Source organism: Bacillus halotolerans (assembly GCF_004006435.1).
GTDB lineage: Bacteria > Bacillota > Bacilli > Bacillales > Bacillaceae > Bacillus > Bacillus halotolerans.
In genome coordinates, this window is sequence record NZ_CP029364.1 from 820,021 (window position 1) to 840,128 (window position 20,108).

At 46.0% G+C, this 20,108-nt stretch carries 19 protein-coding genes and 1 pseudogene; 10 read left to right on the forward strand and 10 right to left on the reverse strand.

Features of this window, described 5'->3' with window-relative positions:
• Window positions 1-25 precede the first annotated feature (25 nt).
• Window positions 26-829: an alpha/beta fold hydrolase gene (locus DIC78_RS04140; RefSeq protein ID WP_024120867.1), complete on the reverse strand. Its 804-nt coding sequence runs from the start codon at window positions 827-829 to the stop codon at window positions 26-28.
• Window positions 830-1,036: 207 nt separating this feature from the next.
• On the opposite strand from DIC78_RS04140, the gene DIC78_RS04145 reads away from it, so the two are divergent.
• Window positions 1,037-1,675 carry a pentapeptide repeat-containing protein gene (locus DIC78_RS04145; protein WP_127695492.1) on the forward strand — a complete coding sequence of 213 codons (639 nt, stop codon included), beginning with the start codon at window positions 1,037-1,039 and terminating at the stop codon, window positions 1,673-1,675.
• Between the two features lies 1 nt (window position 1,676).
• On the opposite strand, the gene pdxR is transcribed toward DIC78_RS04145, so the two are convergent.
• Window positions 1,677-3,134, reverse strand: coding sequence for a MocR-like pyridoxine biosynthesis transcription factor PdxR (pdxR, locus tag DIC78_RS04150; RefSeq protein ID WP_127695494.1), 1,458 nt, complete (start codon window positions 3,132-3,134; stop codon window positions 1,677-1,679).
• Window positions 3,135-3,251: 117 nt separating this feature from the next.
• On the opposite strand from pdxR, the gene DIC78_RS04155 reads away from it, so the two are divergent.
• A complete protein-coding gene (locus tag DIC78_RS04155; RefSeq protein ID WP_106020570.1) occupies window positions 3,252-3,860 on the forward strand; it encodes a LysE/ArgO family amino acid transporter in 609 nt (202 codons plus the stop codon).
• Window positions 3,861-3,916: 56 nt separating this feature from the next.
• A complete protein-coding gene (locus DIC78_RS04160) occupies window positions 3,917-4,426 on the forward strand; it encodes a DinB family protein (RefSeq protein ID WP_106020571.1) in 510 nt (169 codons plus the stop codon).
• Window positions 4,427-4,477: 51 nt separating this feature from the next.
• Here the strand turns inward: DIC78_RS04160 and iolX are convergent, their stop codons facing one another.
• The 3 genes from iolX to DIC78_RS04175 all read right to left on the reverse strand — a co-directional run bounded on the left by iolX (window position 4,478) and on the right by DIC78_RS04175 (window position 7,614).
• Window positions 4,478-5,506 carry a scyllo-inositol 2-dehydrogenase gene (gene iolX, locus DIC78_RS04165; protein ID WP_127695496.1) on the reverse strand — a complete coding sequence of 343 codons (1,029 nt, stop codon included), beginning with the start codon at window positions 5,504-5,506 and terminating at the stop codon, window positions 4,478-4,480.
• Between the two features lie 204 nt (window positions 5,507-5,710).
• Window positions 5,711-6,733, reverse strand: a complete 1,023-nt coding sequence (locus tag DIC78_RS04170; RefSeq protein WP_024120859.1) for a LacI family DNA-binding transcriptional regulator — start codon at window positions 6,731-6,733, stop codon at window positions 5,711-5,713.
• A gap of 17 nt (window positions 6,734-6,750) precedes the next feature.
• On the reverse strand, window positions 6,751-7,614 hold the full coding sequence (locus tag DIC78_RS04175; protein ID WP_095713660.1) for an AraC family transcriptional regulator: 864 nt from the start codon (window positions 7,612-7,614) through the stop codon (window positions 6,751-6,753).
• 123 nt (window positions 7,615-7,737) lie between these two features.
• On the opposite strand from DIC78_RS04175, the gene DIC78_RS04180 reads away from it, so the two are divergent.
• Window positions 7,738-9,105, forward strand: a complete 1,368-nt coding sequence (locus DIC78_RS04180) for an MATE family efflux transporter (RefSeq protein ID WP_059293074.1) — start codon at window positions 7,738-7,740, stop codon at window positions 9,103-9,105.
• A gap of 28 nt (window positions 9,106-9,133) precedes the next feature.
• On the opposite strand, the pseudogene DIC78_RS04185 reads toward DIC78_RS04180, so the two are convergent.
• Window positions 9,134-9,963 (reverse strand): annotated as a pseudogene (locus DIC78_RS04185) (phytoene/squalene synthase family protein).
• A gap of 286 nt (window positions 9,964-10,249) precedes the next feature.
• On the opposite strand from DIC78_RS04185, the gene DIC78_RS04190 reads away from it, so the two are divergent.
• A complete protein-coding gene (locus DIC78_RS04190; RefSeq protein ID WP_127695500.1) occupies window positions 10,250-10,729 on the forward strand; it encodes a DinB family protein in 480 nt (159 codons plus the stop codon).
• 144 nt (window positions 10,730-10,873) lie between these two features.
• Here DIC78_RS04190 and asnB read toward each other — a convergent pair whose 3' ends face one another.
• Window positions 10,874-12,718, reverse strand: coding sequence for an asparagine synthase (glutamine-hydrolyzing) (gene asnB, locus DIC78_RS04195; protein WP_127695502.1), 1,845 nt, complete (start codon window positions 12,716-12,718; stop codon window positions 10,874-10,876).
• A gap of 174 nt (window positions 12,719-12,892) precedes the next feature.
• Here asnB and DIC78_RS04200 point away from each other — a divergent pair, with 174 nt between their 5' ends.
• Window positions 12,893-13,450 carry a DUF2777 domain-containing protein gene (locus tag DIC78_RS04200; protein WP_106020577.1) on the forward strand — a complete coding sequence of 186 codons (558 nt, stop codon included), beginning with the start codon at window positions 12,893-12,895 and terminating at the stop codon, window positions 13,448-13,450.
• A 29-nt stretch (window positions 13,451-13,479) separates the two neighbouring features.
• On the opposite strand, the gene DIC78_RS04205 is transcribed toward DIC78_RS04200, so the two are convergent.
• From DIC78_RS04205 to DIC78_RS04215, 3 genes are all read right to left on the reverse strand, one after another.
• Entirely contained in the window at window positions 13,480-16,164 is a 2,685-nt protein-coding gene (locus DIC78_RS04205; RefSeq protein WP_127695504.1) for a S8 family peptidase, read from the reverse strand.
• 168 nt (window positions 16,165-16,332) lie between these two features.
• Window positions 16,333-16,689 (reverse strand): YisL family protein, encoded by a 357-nt coding sequence (locus tag DIC78_RS04210; RefSeq protein ID WP_044156468.1) that lies wholly within the window; start codon window positions 16,687-16,689, stop codon window positions 16,333-16,335.
• Between the two features lie 114 nt (window positions 16,690-16,803).
• Window positions 16,804-17,709 (reverse strand): fumarylacetoacetate hydrolase family protein, encoded by a 906-nt coding sequence (locus DIC78_RS04215; RefSeq protein ID WP_106020579.1) that lies wholly within the window; start codon window positions 17,707-17,709, stop codon window positions 16,804-16,806.
• A gap of 157 nt (window positions 17,710-17,866) precedes the next feature.
• Here DIC78_RS04215 and DIC78_RS04220 point away from each other — a divergent pair, with 157 nt between their 5' ends.
• From DIC78_RS04220 to DIC78_RS04235, 4 genes are all read left to right on the forward strand, one after another.
• Complete coding sequence (locus tag DIC78_RS04220) at window positions 17,867-18,823, forward strand: CotH kinase family protein (protein WP_127695506.1); 957 nt, start codon at window positions 17,867-17,869, stop codon at window positions 18,821-18,823.
• Window positions 18,824-18,975: 152 nt separating this feature from the next.
• Window positions 18,976-19,140, forward strand: a complete 165-nt coding sequence (locus tag DIC78_RS04225) for an aspartyl-phosphate phosphatase Spo0E family protein (protein ID WP_024120848.1) — start codon at window positions 18,976-18,978, stop codon at window positions 19,138-19,140.
• 491 nt (window positions 19,141-19,631) lie between these two features.
• A complete protein-coding gene (locus tag DIC78_RS04230) occupies window positions 19,632-19,853 on the forward strand; it encodes a spore germination protein (RefSeq protein WP_010333672.1) in 222 nt (73 codons plus the stop codon).
• A gap of 14 nt (window positions 19,854-19,867) precedes the next feature.
• Window positions 19,868-20,101 (forward strand): spore germination protein GerPB, encoded by a 234-nt coding sequence (locus DIC78_RS04235; protein ID WP_024120846.1) that lies wholly within the window; start codon window positions 19,868-19,870, stop codon window positions 20,099-20,101.
• Window positions 20,102-20,108: the final 7 nt, after the last annotated feature.

Sequence of the window (20,108 nt, forward strand, 5' to 3'; positions counted from 1 at the left end):
AAAACCCGACATTGATCGGGTTTTTTTATTTAGCAAACTGCGCAATCAGGCTGTTTATTTTTTCTTTTTCCTCATAAAAGAGCCCGTGCCCATTGTTTTCAAACGGAACCAATTCCGATTGCTTTATGCCGCGTTTTAATACTTTTGCAAAATCAAACGGAGCGATTTTGTCCTTTCTGCCGTGCAGGATGAGTGTCGGCACCTTGATTTCCGCCAGATCCTTTCTGAGATCCTCGTCTCTTAACGCAATGCCTGAGTGAATCGTTCCGTAAGAGGAAGCGTCCAGCAAAAGATTCTGGAACCATTGCTGGAACTCCGGAGAAACTTGTTTCTCGAAAAACTGTCTTCCCAGGTCAGCAAGCGTCTTCGGCCGATCGCTTTTGAATTGTTCAATCATGTCATCAATGTCCTGTTTCCTCATGCCGTACGGATAGCCCGGGCGCTTTGTAAATGCAGGCGCGGCCGCTGACAATAAAACCAGTTTATCGATATCGGCGCTCTCATGCCTTGCCATGTAACGGATCGCAATCGCACCTCCCATCGAAAAGCCGGCGAGAATCGCATTCTCAAGCTGAAGCGTATAAATAACGGCTTTCACGTCATCTGCCATCGTATTGTAATCGTAGCCTTCCCACGGGCGGTCGGAATCACCGTAGCCCCGAAAATCGATGCCAATAAAACGGAATCCTCTTTTCGGCAGCTCATTCATTTGATATTCAAACATCTTATGGTTCAGCGGCCAGCCATGCAAGAAGATAATAGGCCTTCCATGCCCGATATCCTCCACAAACAGTGTCACATGCTCCTCGGTTTTTACGTAATGCCCCACTCCACATTCCTCCTATTCCCTTTTCTTTCCCGTCTTGTAAACGCCTTGACGTGCGGGAAGCTTTGCATTTATGCTTACAAAACAAGCGGGGTGCAGCACCCAGAAAAGGCTCTTCACGTTTTACTATATGTATCAATCCGCGGAAACGATCAATGAAATTGATCCTGATGGCTTTAGGTCATGCAGGAATGTAAAGGATGTCAAATGATGAATAAAACAGCGATTCAAAAACCGTACGTACCAGAAAACCTGCAAGCTGCCGATTTTCATGAAACGGCTGCAACAAATGATGTGATCAGCATGCATTTATTTGAAGATTGTTCAATTTCCGGTGAGGACATAGACAGGCTTTGTATTGAAAAAACCGTATTTCGGAATGTCGTGTTTATCGATGTTTCCTTTCGTTTTATTGAGCTGACAGATGTGATTTTCGAAAAATGTGATGTATCGAACGCCGATTTCAGCGGAGCTGTTCTGCACAGAACTTTATTTAAGCAATCGAAAATGGTCGGGATGAACTTGGCGGACTCAACGCTGCGGAATGTGTCGTTCGAGGAATGTCACGGGCAATTCAGTTCATTTTATTATTCAAATATGAAACACGTTCTGTTTCATCATTGTGTCCTTCTGCAAAGTGAATGCAGCAGCATGGCGCTTCAGCAGACACACTTTGATGCGTGCGAACTGGAGGGCGCCAACTTTACCGGTACGTCACTTCAAAACGTGGACATCAGTTCCTGCCGGTTTGAACAGATCCATGTCTCACTAGACAAATTAAAGGGCTGCAAAATTGCTCCGGAGCACGCAATGGCCTTTGCGAGAGCGCTGGGAGCTGTCATCGTCTAGCTTAAGCCTGCGTCATCAGGCGGCGGGCTGTATCTGCAGCCGCCTTGATGCCGATTTTCAGATCCTGAAGAGACGCATAGGAATACGACAGCCGGATGCTGCGCCGGTCATCGCCGTCATAAACGGAACCGGGGTTCACCAGCACCTGCTGTTTCAATAATTCAAGAAACAGCTGCCTGACAGGCAGTTGTTTATGGAATGTGACCCATATATAAAAGCCGCCGGCTGGGATTTCCCACTCTGCAATATCTCCTGCATACTGCTGAAGAAGCTGAAGTGCCGCGTCTCTCCTTTTCTTCAGCTCCTTTCTTACCCAAGCGAGGTGTTCTTCATAATATCCTTGTGACAGCCATTGCGCCGCGGCCCATTGAGAGAGGCCGCTCGATCCGTAATCCGTCTGCATTTTAATGTCAGCCAGCCTTTCAATAACTGGTTCCGGGCCGGCCAGCCAGCCGATTCGAAGACCGGGGCTTACTGTTTTCGAAAACGTGCCGAGATACAGGACATTGCCTTCCTGATCCATCGACTTTAACGGCAGCGGCGGCTGTTCTTCAAACCACAAATCACCGTACGCAGCATCTTCAATGACCGGCAGCTGCTCTTTTTTTGACAGACTGACAACCTCTTCCCTTCTCTTCTCTGACATGACAATGCCAGTCGGATTATGAAACGACGGAATTGTGTAAAGCAGCTGGCCCCCGTATTGCTTCCGGTAAGCTGAAATCAGCCCCGCCTGCATTCCTTCTTCATCCATCGGCACACCGCGAAGCCGCATCCCTGCGGATTGAAAAACATGCAAAGAGTGAAGATAGGAAGGTTTTTCTGTCAAAATGACTGAGTCCCGCTTTAAAAGCCCGATCGAAATGAGCTGGAGCGCCTGCAGTGCGCCGGATACAATTAAAATGGCTGAAGGTGACACATTGATATGCTTTGTTTTTAAATGCTCAGCCACCGCCTCCCGCAGGTCTATATTTCCTTTCGGCTGTTCGTATCCTAAAGACAGAACATGCGGATTGATTTGCTGAAACATCCTGCGCATCGTTTCAGCCGGCAGCAGCTCTGGTGAAAGCTCTCCCGTCCCCAGCCGAATGATATCCGCTCGCGCCTCGTTTTTATTGATATCCTGAATGATAGAAGAATTGGGATGATGAATCCCTGAGCGGACATAGGTGCTCCAATCAAGCGGCGGAGCTGACGCAAGCACGCTCCATGTGCTGTTTACTACCTTTGTGCCGCCGCCTCTTCTCCCCTCTAACAGACCTTGAGACGTGAGTTCATCAATCGCCGATGTCACTGTGCTTCGGTTGACCTGAAACATATCCGCCAGCGTTCTTTGCGACGGAATTTTCGTCCCTACAGCCCACTCGCCATGGAGAATTTTTTCTTTTATATATTGTTCGATTTGCCGATGAAGCGGAATGTCCGATTCACGGCTTGGCTGCCAATGTGACAACGTCAAGCCCCCTTTTTTTCACATTATACATTTGGCTGGTTTCAAAACCAACCAAATGGCCGGAGACATGTAAAATCTTCTCTATTATTATGAGAAAAACAGATGTGAAAGGAGTTTTTCAGCATGAATGCAATGATTCACGGAATCGTGCTGGCCTTCAGCTTAATTTTGCCGCTGGGGGCGCAGAATGTGTTTATTTTTCAGCAGGGAGCGTGGCAAAGGCATATTTGGCTGGCGCTTCCAGCCGTCATCAGTGCTTCTGTCTGCGATACCCTGCTCATTGTGTTAGCGGTTGCGGGTGTATCTGTCATTGTGCAGCAGGTGCCTGTTTTTGAGACGGGAATGATGGCCGTGGGATTTTTGTTTCTCATTTACATGGGCTGGGTGACATGGAACAGCCGTCCGAAAACGGATGACAAAGAAAACAATATATTCACAGCAAAGAAACAAGCCGCATTTGCCGCAGCCGTGTCTCTGTTAAACCCGCACGCCATTTTAGACACTGTCGGCGTCATCGGTACAAGCTCTTTACAATATTCTGGACTGGAGAAATGGCTCTTTATGGCCGCCTGCATCGCTGTGTCTTGGATTTGGTTTATCAGTCTTGCAATAGCGGGCCGGCTGTTTCAGACGATAGATACGAGCGGCAGGCTTATGTTGATCGTAAACAAATGTTCTGCGGTGGTAATGTGGGCTGCCGCCGTCTATTTCTTGTTCTCGATCTTTCGTTAACTGGAGGAAACCACAGCCCAAACATCGAATTCTATTTAGAAAAGGGGGCGATGTTTGTGACTGATGCTAAACAGTTTTATGACTACCATTCCTGGGCGAACAAGCGAATCTTGAACCATATCGAACACCTGCCGGAGGAAACTGCTTATCAAGAAGTAAAGAGCGTATTCCCTTCAGTCAGTGACGTACTGCTTCATATGTGCAGGGCTGACTACATATGGCTGAACGTTCTTTCGGGAGTGGACTACCAAGAGATTATAGACGGCACAGGCAAATTCGAGTCCGCGCATGGCAATATGGAAGCGATTAAACTGCACGCTTCCGAGTTGGAATTACAGTATCATCATTTCTTCAGCCGCCAAACGGACTTAGAACAGACCTTCTCCATGCAGCATCCGAAACTCGGTACACTGGAATCAACCTATGCAGACACCATCCTGCATGTCGTCAATCACGGCACTTATCACAGAGGGAACGTGACAGCCATGCTAAGACAGCTGGGCCATTCAGGCGTACCTACTGATTATATGTACTATTTATATGAGAAAAGAGAAAGCAAGGGCTAAACTGTCCTTGCTTTTTTTGGCGGAAAAGCCTCAAATGGAACCTATTAACTTTTACATACCTGTATAAGCACGCTCCAGATCAAGCTGTACAGGCCTGCCGCTTCGATACGAATCGGTCGCGGCGATGCCGACTTCTAAATTGATCGTCGCATCGACATCTGTCACAATCGGTGTTTTTCCATTCCGGACGCACTCTGCAAAATGCTGTAGTTCTAAGCAGTAGGCTTCATGAAAACGAGTTTGAAAGTCTGGGATGATCTCATAGCTGCTCCCTTTAGCGGTCAGGATGGTCACATTTTGGTTTCTCAATGTCCCTATGAAAATACTGCCTTCTGTCCCGATAATTTCTGCACGGATGTCATGGCCGTATGGAGAGGTTCTGCTTGCCTCGACGTCCCCCGCTGCGCCGGAATCAAACTCTAAATACGTCAGCGCCTGATCAACATCGCCGTATTGTTCCATAAACGGGTTGTTTAAAATCCGGCCGTGTCCGGAAACAGAAGTGATCTCCGCTCCGAGCAAATAACGGGCAATATCGTAATCATGGATGGAACAGTCGATAAAGATCCCTCCGCTATGTTTGATAAACTCAGCGGGAGGCGCCCCTTGATCGCGTGTAAAGCCTTTATAATAGATGGGTTTGCCAATCTCTCCCGCGTCTATCCGCCGTTTCGCATCCGCATATGCAGGATCAAAACGCCTCATAAAACCGACTTGGCAGATGACACCTGTCTCTTTTATTTTTTCAGAAACTGATTTTGATTCCTCAAGGTTTAATGTCAGCGGTTTTTCAACGAAAATCTGCTTGCCGTTTTCCGCCGCTTTGATGATCATTTCCCCATGTGTGCTTGTCGGCGTTACGATGACCACTGCATCAATCTCGGAATCTGCTAAAATCTCATGCGGATCATCCGACCATTTTTCAAGCCCGAATTCTTTAGCGACCTGCTCGGCTCTTTCTGTCATCGGATCACCGACACTGACAAGCTCAGCTCCCGGAACGCTGGTCATAAGGTTTCTTGCGTGATAGTATCCCAGTCTCCCTAACCCTAATACCGCGCATCTTACTCGATTTCCCATGTCCTCATCTCCTTATTCTCCTTTTTTACCGCCTAATGAAAGCGCTTTACCAGAATGATTAAAAAAATAGCGGTTCATCCACTATTTGGCCGATATATTTTTGCGCAAGCGCTTTCTCAAAAGGTGATTTCATTTTACAATGTCCTTTCTTCCCATGCAATATCTTTTTCGCCTTCGCTGTCAAAAAGAAAAGAACCCGCTGCATTATCGGATTCTTTTCTTGAACGGTGCTGTAGAATGTCTGATCACTAGCTCGGGTGATAACACTATTTTTTGTTTTGCCTTTCGTTTTCCTTCGATTTCTTCCGCCAGCAGTTCAATGACGCGCTGCCCCATTTCTTTAATCGGCTGGGCTACCGTTGTCAGGGGCGGATCGACCATTTCAGCAAGGATGGTGTTATCAAACCCGATGATGGACAGGTCATCCGGAACCTTGATGCCTCTTATTCTCGCTGCCTGAATGGCGGCACAGGCCAATACATCGTTAAAAGCAAAAATAGCGGTTGGCCTATCCCTGTCCAGCAATTTTCCCGCCTCTTCCTTTCCGCTCTCCAAAGAGAAGCGTGTCGGAACAATCAGCGACTCATCGACCGGCACATTCGCTTCCCCCATCGCCTGCCGGAATCCTTTGATTCTGTCTGTTTCACCTGTCGTTGACCCGTCACCCACAATGCAGGCAATCCTCGTGTGGCCCAGTGACAAAAGATGCTTGGCAGCCTCATACCCGCCGAGAACATCATCCATCACAACAATATCCATCGGAAGAAGGGGCTTATCCTGAGAAATCATGGCGAGCGGGATATGTTCGCTAATGATTTCCTCTAAAGCTGACATGCTGTCATGATTCTCAATTCCTGTCGCAAAAATGATGCCGTCTACGTTTTTTTGCTTTAGGACAGAAAAATATTTCGTTTCTTTTTTCGGATCGTAATCGGTACTGCAAATGATCATCTGAAAACCAAGCTCATCCGCTCTTTCCTCTATGCTTTTCGCGAGCTCGCCGTAAAACGGGTTTGAAATATCAGGCGTCACAAGGCCGATAATATTGGTCCGCTTTCCCGATAAAGCAGCGGCGTGGACATTGGGCGTGTACTCCATTTCCTTCATCACATTCATGACCCTTTGCCTTGTTTTGTCACTGATCCGGCCCGTATGGTTAATGACGCGCGATACGGTCGTGATCGAGACACCCGCCTTCCTCGCCACATCGTAAATTGTCGTTTTCATCTTCATCCCTCGTCTGCTCATTGAACTTTCCGGCTGACAATTTTCCGGTATTCAATTGGTGAAATGCCTTCAATTTGCTTAAAGAGCTTTGAAAAGTATGTCGGGTCCTCCATTCCAATCGTTTCCGCGATGACGCCCATTTTATCATTTGTCGAGGATAAAAGACGCTTTGCTTCAGTCATTCTCACCCGATTTGTGTATTGCCCCGGCGTGACACCAAGCACTTGCTGCATGCAGCGGGTCACATAATCCTGATTATAGTGCAGGGCGAGCGACAGATCCTTGATTGTCGTTTTCTCCTTATAATGCTCCTGTAAGTATCGGGCCGCCTCCCATGCCACCCGCTCTTTTGCAGACGGAATTTGAAACGCCTCCTTTTGAAGGTGCAGCATCAGCTCTTCAAACAAGATTTGTTTTCTGAGCGGCAAATCGGAGTTTTCTGCGGAGTAATCAATGAGCCTTTCAAACTGCTGCGCCATAAATTGCGGGCGCTGCACCTTGCCTTTTCTCGGCAATGCGAGTCCATAGCGGGCCGGCTCCTCGAAGCTCCCCTTTTCCTGCTGAAGCTCTGCCCAATTGCTGCCCCCTTTTGCAGTAAATTCATATTGATGTTCATCAAAGTGAAGCCAATAATAGGAGGTCGCTTCATCACTGCCCTTTGTCCCATAGTGTTCAAGACCGGGAGAAAGCAAGATATATTCGCCCCCTTCAACAGAGAACGATTTTTCATTTTCAGTGATATATAACGTCCCCTGCTTGACGTATATCAGATCAAATACAGAAAAAACGCGTTTGACATGGGTTTCTCCTTTTTTAAAAACCCCTTCTCCGGCTGCGATAAATACCGGAAAAGGCGGGACTGTAAACAGGATGCGAGGCAATTTGATCACCCTCCTTTTTAAGTCGGATTTTTGCAAGAAGTATCGTTTCTCTCCCTTTTTATTATAAGGAAATGGAGGTACACTTTAAAACGTTGATTTTATTTACGAAAGGGGTTAGACACTATGAAACAAGCTGTCTTCAAATCAACTGCTTTGAAAAAACCCGCTGACAAATCGTTCTCATTATTTTCGCTTACTTGGCCGATCTTTATTGAGGTCTCATTATATATGTTTATGGGTAATGCTGATACACTGATGCTGAGCCAATACTCAGATAACAGTGTGGCGGCAGTCGGCGTCAGCAACCAGATTTTGAATTTAATTATCGTGATGTTCAGCTTTATCGCAACAGGAACAACTGTTGTCATCTCACAATTTTTAGGATCCCGGAAAAAGAAAGAAGCTATGGAAGTCGCTTATGTGTCAATCGCAGCCAACTTCTTCATCAGCCTTGCGATCAGCGCTCTCATCTTTTTTGCGGCAGTTCCTCTGCTTCATATGATGGGATTATCAAATGAGCTGATGCCTGACGCTAAAGTCTTTTTACAAGTTGTCGGAGGTCTGTCCTTTATTCAGGCTTTAATCATGACATTCAGCGCGATCTTAAAAAGCTATGGCTACACAAAGGATACAATGTTTGTCACAATCGGCATGAACATTTTAAACATTGCCGGAAACTTTGTTGTCATTTTTGGTCTGTTCGGCTTTCCAGTTCTCGGCGTAGCCGGTGTTGCCATGTCCACATCTATCGCGCGTGTTATCGGATTAATCGCGATGATTGTCATTGTCAACAAACGCATTCAGCTGAAGATGTCGTTGAAAAAAGTATTTCATATGCATAAAGACCATTTGCGCAAGCTGCTGAAAATCGGCATTCCTTCAGCAGGCGAACAGCTTTCTTATAACCTTTCGCAAATGATTGTCACTTATTTTATTGCCATCATGGGGGCGCAGGCTTTAACAACCAAAGTGTATACGCAAAATATTACGATGTTTATTCTGCTATTCGGGACTGCGATCAGCCAAGGCACGCAAATTTTAATCGGCCGCTATATCGGCGGCAAACAGTTTGACGCCGCATATGAGCGCTGCATGAAAAGCTTGTATTGGGCGCTTGGAATTGCTGCGGCCACATCTGTTTTGATGACAATCTTTTCAAAAGACCTTATCGGCATCTTCACACAAAGCCCTGATATTATTGCTACCGCAAGCCTTTTGATTGCGATGACCATCATCCTTGAACCGGGCCGCTCGTTTAATGTGATTATTATTAACTCTCTGCGCGCCGCGGGGGATGCGAAATTCCCGGTCTACATGGCGATGATTTCCATGTGGGGCATCGGCCTTCCGCTTGCTTATCTATTCGGCATTCATCTCGGTTTCGGGCTTGCCGGCGTATGGATTTCTTTTATCGCGGACGAATGGGTCCGGGGAATCTTAATGTACAGAAGATGGCGCTCACGGATCTGGATTCAAAAAGGTATGGCGTAACACCCGGCAGAACAAGCCGGGTGTTTTTTTACAGCTCGGACAGAATCAATTTTGCTTCGCTGTCTGTTAAGGCATGCTTGTGTCCAAATACGTTATACTGCTCCGCTCGGATTTTTTCCAGAATGGCTCGGTACAGCTGAGCTGCAGCTTTTACCACTTTTTGAGAATACTGAGGGAAAAGCGGCAGGGCATCCAGGCACTCTTCAAGGTAAGCCTCCGCTTCAAAAGCGATGTACTCCCACATCATCGTGAACGCTTTATTGACGGTGCCTTTTTGGAGATCGTCTTCCGTATAGCCGAATTGCTGCATCACCTGGCGGGGAATGCGTTTTTTTTGATGCTGGTCCGTGCCGAGATCGTTTAAAATTCGAATCAGCTGTATGGCCAAGCCGAGAGAGACCGCTGCTTGTTTGAGCTGATCTTGATTTCGGCGCGTCAGCATCGGCAGCAGCATCAATCCCGCGTTTCCGCCCGTCTGATATGCGTCCATGAGCAGTTCATCAAGGGTTTCATGCGTCTTCGATTCATCTTTCTTTGCGGCAAGGAACTCCCGAAAAGGCTCGCTGTCTAATGTAAATGTCTGATACGCATGGTTGAACGCTTTCCACAAATCGTGTTTCCCGTTACTTGCCCTTTGAAAAACATGTTCAGCCTCAGCTTCAAATACAGGTATCGCCTTCTCATCTGCACTGGCTGCCGTATGGCAAAACGCCAAAACCGCCCAAGCAGCTTGTCTTTGCTTCAGCGGGAGAAATGAGAATGCGCGGAAACAGGCTGGCGCGTATTCGCTGACAATCTGTCCGCACTGCTGATAGGCTTCTTTTATCTCTTTCATTTCTTTTCACTCCTATGTATCACTGCTTCTTCAAGTCTATTATGTTTTCTCCTAATTGTATATGAAGAAAAAGCCGATTCTTACTTTGTAAAAGTAACAAGAATGAAAAATGCGCAACATGCTGCTTCAATCATATAAACCTCGAATACCTAGTCTGAACAGGACCATCAACGAGATATGCTTTTTTATTTTTAATGCCATACAACAGATAGAGATTAAACACTTCTCAATCACTGCTTCAATAAAAGAGGAATCACGGAAAAAAGGGCTAATTGTTATTTAATACATTATAGTAATGGAGTGAGTTCAGTGATAAAATTTTTTGAATATAACTGGCAGGTTAGAGATCAATGGTTTACTTGGTGTCATCAACTAAGCACTGAAGAGTTACTTAAAAACCATCTTGGCGGGGTAGAGAATATTTTATATACCCTTTTTCATATTATTGACGTGGAATATAGTTGGGTTCGTGCTATCCAAGGAAAAGAAGATATCGTTGTTCAGTTCGCTGATTATCAAACACTCGATAAAGTGAAATCCCTCTCAAATACATTCCGATCTGAAATTATTGATGTTTTAGAAACACATTCAGAGCAAATAAAAGATGAACTTGTAAGCGTTCCTTGGGAGAAAGATGTTCTATATACGCGAGATGAAATATTACACCATATAATCGCTCACGAAATCCACCATATTGGTCAACTTTCTGTATGGGCTAGGGAATTAAAGTTAAGCCCAGTATCAGCTAGTTTTATCGGCAGAACATTAGAACCTATTCATTCATATTGAAGGAACGTGGGGACTTTGGCGCAACAACACTTCGATATTGCTGTTGTAAAAAAAAGGATAGATAGAGCATATATTTCTCTGCCCATCTATCCTTTCTTATTTTAATCTATACATCTCCGGCTTTTAAAAACATTTGCATAGAACCTACCTCTCGTCAATATCAATCCGATACGCCTCAAACCATGTATGAATTTGGGCAAGATGGGCGATCAGCTGCGGTCCTTTCATCAGCTGTCCGTACCATGGGACCTGAAAGGAGGAGCCTTCCGTGTCTAAAAGCTGATCCAATTGGTTTCTGTCCAGCAAGGTATGGAGCACGGAGTCCTTTTGGCTCCTGATCGCTTTCAGCCACTCGCTGACGCCTTTTGTATATTCAGGATGGTGCGTTTTCGGATACGGACTTTTTTTACGATATAAGATTTCATCAGGCAAAATGCCTTCAAGCGCTTTTCGCAAAATGCCTTTTTCCCGGTTGTCATGCATTTTCATTTCCCATGGGATATTCCAGACATATTCAACGAGCCGATGATCTGCAAACGGCACCCGCACCTCAAGGCTCGCCCCCATGCTCATGCGGTCCTTCCGGTCCAAAAGATTGGTCATAAACCAAAGCATATTTAAATAGAACAGCTGTCTTCTTGCTTTATCCTCACCTGTTTCACCGTCTAATAACGGCGTTTCGGCCAAGGTTTCTTCGTATTTCGCATGTACGTATTCCTTCAAATTCAATTTTTTCTGCCACGAATCGGAGAGCAGCTTCACCCGCTCTTCAGTTGATCTCATCCATGGAAAACCGGACTCAACGTCTGCTGTATGGAACCAAGGATATCCGCCGAAAATCTCATCCGCGCATTCTCCTGACAGGCTGACGACAAAGTCCTTTTTGATTTCACGGCAAAACCACAATAGGGATGAGTCGACATCAGCCATTCCCGGCAGGTCTTTGACCAGAACGGCTTCCTCCAAATGATCGACGAGATCTTTTTGGCTGATGACGCATTTATGGTGCGTCGTGCCGAAAGCCTCTGTCATTTTTTCAATCCACGGCCCGTCGTCATTCGGCTGAAAGGCGCTCGCTTGAAAAAATTTGTCGTTTTCTTCGTAATCAATCGAATAAGTATGAAGCGGGGCTTTTCCTTCCTTTTCAAAATGGCCTGCGGCAATGGCGGTAATCGCACTCGAATCAAGTCCGCCGGATAGGAACGTACAAACCGGAACATCCGACACTAGCTGCCGCGTCACCGCATCCTGAAACAACGATCTCACATTGGCCACACTGTCTTCAAAGCTGTCCGTATGTTTCTCGCTTTTGACATTCCAATAACGCCATATGTTCAGTCCGTCTTTAGAAAACGTCAGCGCATGGGCTGGACGGACTTCATTAATGCCTTTAAACACGCCTGTCCCCGGGGTTCTGGACGGTCCGAGCCCGAAAATTTCAGAGAGACCCGTTCTGTCCACCCGCGCCTTCACCTCGGGGTGTGCGAGGATGGCTTTGAGTTCTGATCCGAAGAGAAAAGAAGAGCCTTGCTCCGTATAAAAAAACGGCTTCACGCCAAGACGGTCTCTCGCCGCAAACAGCAGATCACGCTTTTCATCCCACACGGCAAAGGCGAAAATGCCGTTCAAGCGATCCACACAATTCTCCTGCCATTCAATGTAGCTGTGCAGCAACACCTCGGTATCAGATGTCCGCTCGAACTGATGGCCCCGCGCCCGCAGCTCTTTGCGCAGATCTTCCGTGTTATACAGCTCACCATTGTAAATAATTGTGTACGTATCCCCTTTATAGGTGCATGCCATCGGCTGGCGTCCGCCTTCAATATCAACAACCGCAAGCCTTTTATGTCCGAATAAAACATGGTGCTCTCCCCAAACGTTAGAATCATCAGGCCCCCGTTTGGAAAGAGTGTCTGTCATTCTGTTCATCGTTTGTTTTTCTTGGACGAGCTGCTTTTTAAAGTCGACCCAACCCGTAATTCCACACATGTGATATCAGCTCCAATCCCGTTTCTTTCGGTATCAAATTCGTTTCTTTCAGCACCTTAGTAAGTTTATGCATCTATAGACAGATAGTTGATTTGTCCACAAAAGAGTTGTATGGGACAGGCTTGTATTGGAAAGAAAAGAGAGGAACGAAGAAAAAAGGAGAGCACTTCATTTATGAAACGAAAACAATTTCTATATAAAGATGAACAGAAATGGGAATACGGCACCATTCTGGTCGAAGAAGGCATATGCTTAATCGAAAACCAGGAAGGTGAAGTGCTGCTGGCGGAAAGTCTTCAAAACAGACCGATCTGGATTCAGCGCGAAGGGAAGTGGGAGCAGGCCGATTTCCAGGACAAAATGGTTCTGACATGTTGCGGAGAAGACATCTCCCTTTCCGGCGGAGAATGCATACGCTATGAAAAATCGGTAAAACGTCCGCTTATGACGCTTCTGGATTCGCTGGATGATGAAACCTTTCTCGCTTTTTTGCAGCATTTGCACAGCTTTGGTTTATCGGTATTCGATTGCGTGTTTTCTTATAATAAAGAGGTCTTTTCGAATATCTCAGAGGAACAGGGTGTTTCCTTTTATCACTTTTCAAATGATACCGCCCAATGCGCGTTGCAGCACCATTACAGCAGAGGAACGGCTGGCGACCGGTTCGAATGGACGGCTTCCGATGGAAAACGTTCCATTATGTATTCAGCGGTCCAGCGGGGACGCAAATAAAAAAGCGGTGCTGCGGCACCGCTTTTTCTTTATTTTTCTACAACAACCTTTATAGCCTTGCTTTCTTTTTTATCCGTATCAGCTGCCGTGACGTACAGCACCGTACCGGCTTTTTGTTTTTTGATTTTTACCGTAAAGGCACCTTTTGCGTCAGCTTTACCAGAAGCGATCACTTTTTTCGATTTGTTTTTCACTTTGATCACCGCTTTGCTGTTGGCCGTGCCTCTTACTGCTGTGTCTTTCGTTTTGACAGCCTTTACTTTCGGTGTGCCGGATGGTTTTCCTTTCACGACAACCACTTGTATGGATGTTTTTGCATCGCCTTTTGAGGCTTTCACATGCAGGACTTTATCTTGTTTCTGAGTCGGGATGCTGACTTTAAATGTACCGTCTTTTCCCGCTTTGGCACTGCCGAGTTTTTTCTTGCCGCTCATCACCTCGATCAGCGTGCCTTCTTTCGCTTTTCCTCTGACGGCTGTTTGCGTGCTTTCCAGCTTATTGACCTTCACCTGTAAATCAACAGCGCTGACAGCCTGCATCACATTCAGCCGGCCGTATCCGGAATGCCAGTCAACTCCTGGAATGCGGGGAATTTCGATTGGATCGCCATTATCGTCATACATTTCCTCTTCTTCACCGTCGGCGCTTTCAAAGGAAATATCGTCCGCTGTCTTTTTCAGGAGTTCCTCTGCTTCTGTTCTTTTAAGTTTCGGATTTTGCGCAAACAGCAGCCCTGCCGCAGCTGCCGCATAAGGCGTCGCCATGGACGTTCCGCTCATGTACGTCACATTTCCGTTCGGCACCAAGCTCGGGATATCAGAACCCGGCGCACTGATGTCGAGACCTTTCCCGTAGTTAGAAAAGTCTGCTGTCATATCCATGCGGTTCGTCGCTCCGACTGACATGACATATTTAGAGGAAGCTGGGTAAGATAAGGAATTGGCTCCGTCATTTCCGCTGGCTGCCGCAATCAGGACGTTTTTGTCAGCCGCGTATTTCAAAGCAAATTCAAGCACGCGGCTGTAGCCTCCGCCTAAGCTTAAGTTAATGACCTTTGCTCCTTTGTCAGCTGCGTATTTGATGCCGAGGGCAATTTGTTCAGTATCTCCGGAGCCTGTTGAATCAAGCACCTTAACCGGTATAATTTTCGCTTTGGCGTTCAGGCCAGTCATGGAATAGCCGTTATCACTTTGGGCGGCGATAATGCCGGCGACATGCGTTCCATGCCCTTGATCATCCATTGCATTGTTATTCCGTCCCACAAAATTGTGTCCCAGATCGGTTCTTACTTTCCCTTTTAAATCAACAAGCGTACTGTCTACACCTGTGTCCACAACCGCAATCAATGTATCGTTCAGCTTGCGCTTGGACAGCAATGTGCTGGCAGGCTCATATTTGACATCTGCATTTTTGATGCCGCCGTTTTCACCATTGTTTCTAAGCGGCCACTGGTAAGAGTACTGAACGTCGTTAGACATGCTTTTGTATTCCTGAACCGGTTCAGCAAATTCTACGTTAGACATTTTGGATAATGTCGCGGCAGCGCTTTTCACACGTTTTGCGCTTGCCGTGTATGTCCCGCTTTGCTTTTGATCCTTCGGCAGTTCAAAAGAGTAGAGGTTGTCAAACAGTTTCTTTGCCTTTTTCACATTGGAAATGTCTTGTTTCGATTGCGCGCTGGCAGAAAAGCCCTTCATTTCGTTATGTACTGATGAGAGGCTTTTATTGTCTTTTACCTTAAAAATCACCTTTGTTGTCTGAACTTCGCTTTTTGCCGCCAGGCTGTTTTCAGATAAAACCGCTCCTGCCGTCTTGCCCTCAAGCTTTGTGATGTTTAATCGCTCCGCCTGTTTCTTTATATCCCTTTTCAGGAAAGACGGAACGGATTGTAAAGCTGTTTCATATAACCGATTGATTGCTTTTTGATCCTTTTCGGTTACCTTATATGCAGACGCTGCGCCATTTTCTGACACATCGTCAAACATCGGTTTTAACGTCACAAGATCTTGATAGACTTCATTTCTCTCTGTTTTATTGAGTGCGAGTTTTGCAGCAATAAATGGAGCCGCTTTGTAGTAAAGGCTTGTCAGTTCTTTGCCCTCTGCTGTTTGGCTGAGCTGCTCATCACGAATCGCTCTCAGTTTTGCCAGAATGCCTTTTCCCGATTTTTTCTGATCGACACTCATTTCCACCGGGCAGGCTTCTGCCTCTTCCAGATCTGAGGGCTGCTTTTTGGTGCCTGTATATCCAATCGTATATTTGGCTTCGGCAGCTGCTTCTGCGCTTCCTCCGTCTTCCGTTTCCTCTTCCCCAAGGTTCTCAACCTTTACATAGTAAGGGCCGCTCCATGCATAAGGAAAAACAATTTCACTCTTTCCATCCTCTGCTGTGTAGGAACGGTACATGTCAAACGTCTCATCTTTAAGCGCTTTTTCCTTGCTTGGGTAGACAGATACATTCAGAACAGCATCACTCTTAACAGTCAGTGCCATATGAGAGTCTTTCTGAATATCTGCCTTTCCCGGATTCACTTGATACCATTTCGCCTGCTCCGGTTCCTTCATGGTTCCCGTTTGTTCTTTTCCTTTTTCCAGCACACCAGCTACATCAATGGTTCCGGCAGCAGCTGCTTTGGTGCCTGGAGAAAAAAGGCTGAAGATCAGTGCGAAAATGAGCACTGCCGCCAAAAAAGAGCTGAATTTTCTTCGTTTCATGTTATCCCTCCTGTAAAATAATGAATCTTTTTGAAGAGTATCATAATTTCATAGGCCGAGATACCGCTTACAGGGAATTTTAAGGTTATTTTAAATGATTTGGAATATCAGGGAGGAACCATATAAAAAAACCCGATTCTCTTTAGAACCGGGTTCAAGCTTTTTCTATTAAAATAATCGGAATCCAATCGGCAGATGAAGACCGAGCAGCACTGTCAGCACAAGGACAATGATAAAGCCGATCCACAGTCCGCCAGTTGATTTTTCTTTTTTCTTGCGGATCAATAGCATTTCCATCAGGCCGATGGTGATAATGCCAAGCAGCATTTTTCCAGCGTATTCCCCGTTCCAGTTGGCGAAACGGACAAACAGCTCAGCACCTGTCAAAATAATAATGATATAGAATAACCGCAGAATCATATGAGTGATTTTGGCGCCCTTCGCACTTCCTGATGAATACAGCGAGTAGCTGACGAAAAGCAGGATCAGCGCTACCACCCATGATGTAATATGCATGTGTGTCATACATGTTCCCCCTATCAGATAACATTACCCCACTTATAGTACCACGAACTTGTCCCTGGCTACAAAGATGATTCACAGAAAAAGCGGGCGGTTCCTGTGCCGCCCTCCTTATGATCAGCCGATTTGATTTGACAGCGTTCCGATGGGTTCAATCGTGATGTCGATTTGATCGCCTCGCCGCAGAAATTTCGGCGGTGTAAAGCCTCTTCCTACACCAGACGGCGTGCCGGTCGCAATGATGTCCCCCGCTTCAAGCGTCATCCCCATTGAAAGAGTTTCGATTAATTCCGCGACAGAGAAAATCATATCGCTTGCCGAGCCGGATTGGCGCAGCTCACCGTTGATCCTCGTTTCAACCTTAAGGCGCTCCGGATCGGGAATTAACGATTTATGTACAAGCACAGGTCCCATCGGACATGTCGTATCCAGACTTTTTCCGATAAAAAACTGCTTATGTCTTTTTTGCAGATCCCGCGCCGTGATATCATTCACAATCGTATATCCGAAAATATGGTCATAAGCTTCTTCTTTTGAAATGCGGGTGCCGCTTTTTCCGATGACGACAGCAAGCTCTCCTTCGTAATCGAGCTGAGAGGTGACCTCCTCATGGCTGTTTACCGCATCACCGTGGCCAGTGACTGTTACAGGCGATTTTGTAAATACCATCGGATGCTCCGGAATGTCAGCCTCGCTGCCCATTTCAATTGCGTGATCCCTATAGTTTTTGCCGATGCACATGATATTTTTTGACGGCTTAGGAATAGGCGCATGGAGCTTCACGTCAGATAATGAGTAAATAAATGATCCAAGCTCATCATTTGGTTTCTTCGCCCACTCGGCCAGCTGCCTTGCATGCGCAACAAATTTATCCCCTTCTGCGATACACTCAATCAGCGAACTCGGAATCGTCTCAAGTTCAAACAGTTTTTTTTCAGCCCTTTGCAAGTCCATAATTTTATCATCTTCAATGATCAGGCCGACAAACATTCGGTTGTAAAGTTCCCCTGTCGCAAATTTCATGTTATTCCTCCATCATCTTTTAAATCAGAGTTCTACTTCAAGTTATTCTCTGTCGAATGCTGAAATTCCTTTTTATCAAATGCGTGTTTTCATTCCCGTTTCGGGACTGGCTCGCTGTACATATCATACAAATGGCTTCTGAGGAGGAGGAAAGAATATGGAAAGCATACATTTATTTTTTCGTCGGCAGCAGCTTAACAGAACGGGGACTGCCAAAGGACTGATGATGACAGACAGAATCGTTTCTCCCATTTTTCTCACACAGCGTGACAGCCTGCAAAAGGCGTCCTATGAAATAAACTGTGATCAGTCTCCGCTCGGTGAAAAAAAGTTTTATCTGAATGCGGAACAAGATGATCCTTCACTGATGCGGCGCAGGCTTGCTTATTGTTTTTTTCATCAAATCGGCGTCGCTTCCCAGGATGCTTCTTACATCTTTCTGATCATCAATGGCCAAAGGGAAGGCATTTATTTGAAAATTGATGGGCTCGATGAGAATCGCCGGCTTCCGAAAGGAGCCATTTATGAAGTGAAGGATACCGATCCGAGGGTTCCGCTGTCTGTTTTCAAACACGAAGCTTCCATTGAAAACAGACAGCGCACCGCATACTTACGTGAATTTCTCAAGCTGATCTGTACAGCGGAGGATGACGAATTTGCCGAACGAATTAAAATGTATCTTGATGTAAAGCTGTTTTTCCTGTGGCTGATCGGCAGCGCCTGCACCCGCCAAGCCTTTTATTACGGCTTTTGTTTGAACGAGGCCGGCCGCTTTCACATCGCTCCAATGGAAACAAAAGCGCTTGCCGCATACGGATTTACAGAAGAAGACCCTCTATTGACAAACGGCCGTACACTTGCGTCAAGACTTCTCTCCATCCCAGCTTTCCGGGCACAATATCACGCGCTAATGAAAAACGTGCTGAGCCGGGAGTTTACGATTGACCGTCTGTCTCCGTTTATCAGAGACTGGCATTTTGACATTTGTCAAAGAGCAAGCGATGATCCTCACATAAAAAAAAGCCCCTTACAATTAGAGAAGGAGCAAGCAAATATCCTGCGCGAAATCGAAGAGCGGCAGGACTTTTTACAAGTACACCTGGCGAGACTATAGTCCTTTCTCAGCCAGAGCAAGTCAAAAAGACCGCAGCAAAAATTGTCGCTTTTTTAGTCAAATTGACGAAAGGCAACCTTTTCAGCCAAAATAGGTTATACTATCTATATCCAGTATGCATCAAAATAAAATCTAGAATTGGAGATTGTTTCATGAATACAAAAATTGAAGAAATGAGAGTTATGCTAATTGAAACAGCACAAAAATACGGTATGAATTCGAAAGAAACGATTCAATGCAGCCAAGAGCTGGACAGTCTGCTCAATATTCGAATTAAAGAAGAAATCACCTCTTGGGGGCAAAACGCCCGTGTGTGATCATATGATATGTATTTAAAGGCTTCCCGCCTCACCCGCCGCTATTGCTCATCAACATCCTGAGACATGCTTCAGGTCGAGAATTTGCCGCCCGAAAACAACATGTTGAACAATACAGCAGACCCTTTCTGGATCAGCATGAAACATCACGGCAGATAACACTCCAGCAGCACGAATTACTCCGAAAGACATTTCCTGTACCTCTTTTGCACATACACCAACGCAAAACAATATACAATCACGCAGGCGGACAGCGGCAGCATCGCCGCATTTCCGCTTGGCCATAGACAATACCCAGCTTCTGAAATGTTTAAACCTTCATCTGGAAAAAATAAACGGATTTTTTTTAAATCTCTCCGGCATGTCCCCATTTAATTTTCTCTCACACAAATGTGCGTTTGTCATAAGCTATCGTGAATAGCCCAGCACAAACAAATCTTGTCCTTACTTCACCTGCCTTTTTTCAATTTTCCAACAAAGGATGTGCTCGTATGCCGGCAATTGTCGGAGCGTTTAAAATTAATGCGGTCGGTACGAGCGGAGTCGTTCATATCGGAGACTGCATTACCATTTCTCCTCAAGCCGAGGTCAGAACGTTTGCCGGGGCAGGCAGCTTTAATACCGGTGACAGTCTGAAGGTGATGAATTATAAAAACGCAACGAATGTGTACGACAATGATGTGGTTGATCAGCCGATCGCAGGCAATGCGTAAAGGAGCGGTGCTTCATGAATTTTTATATCAATCAAACCATCCAAATTAACTATCTCCGGCTGGAATCAATCAGCAACTCCTCCATACTGCAAATCGGGAGCGCCGGATCTATTAAGTCTCTTTCAAACTTGTATAATACGGGCAGCTATGTGGAACCCGCACCTGAAGTTTCCGCTTCGGGGGAACAGGTTGAATCGGAAGGGCCCGATACAGGATCATTGGTGCCGCTCCAGCCCCCTGGCCGTTAATAATAAG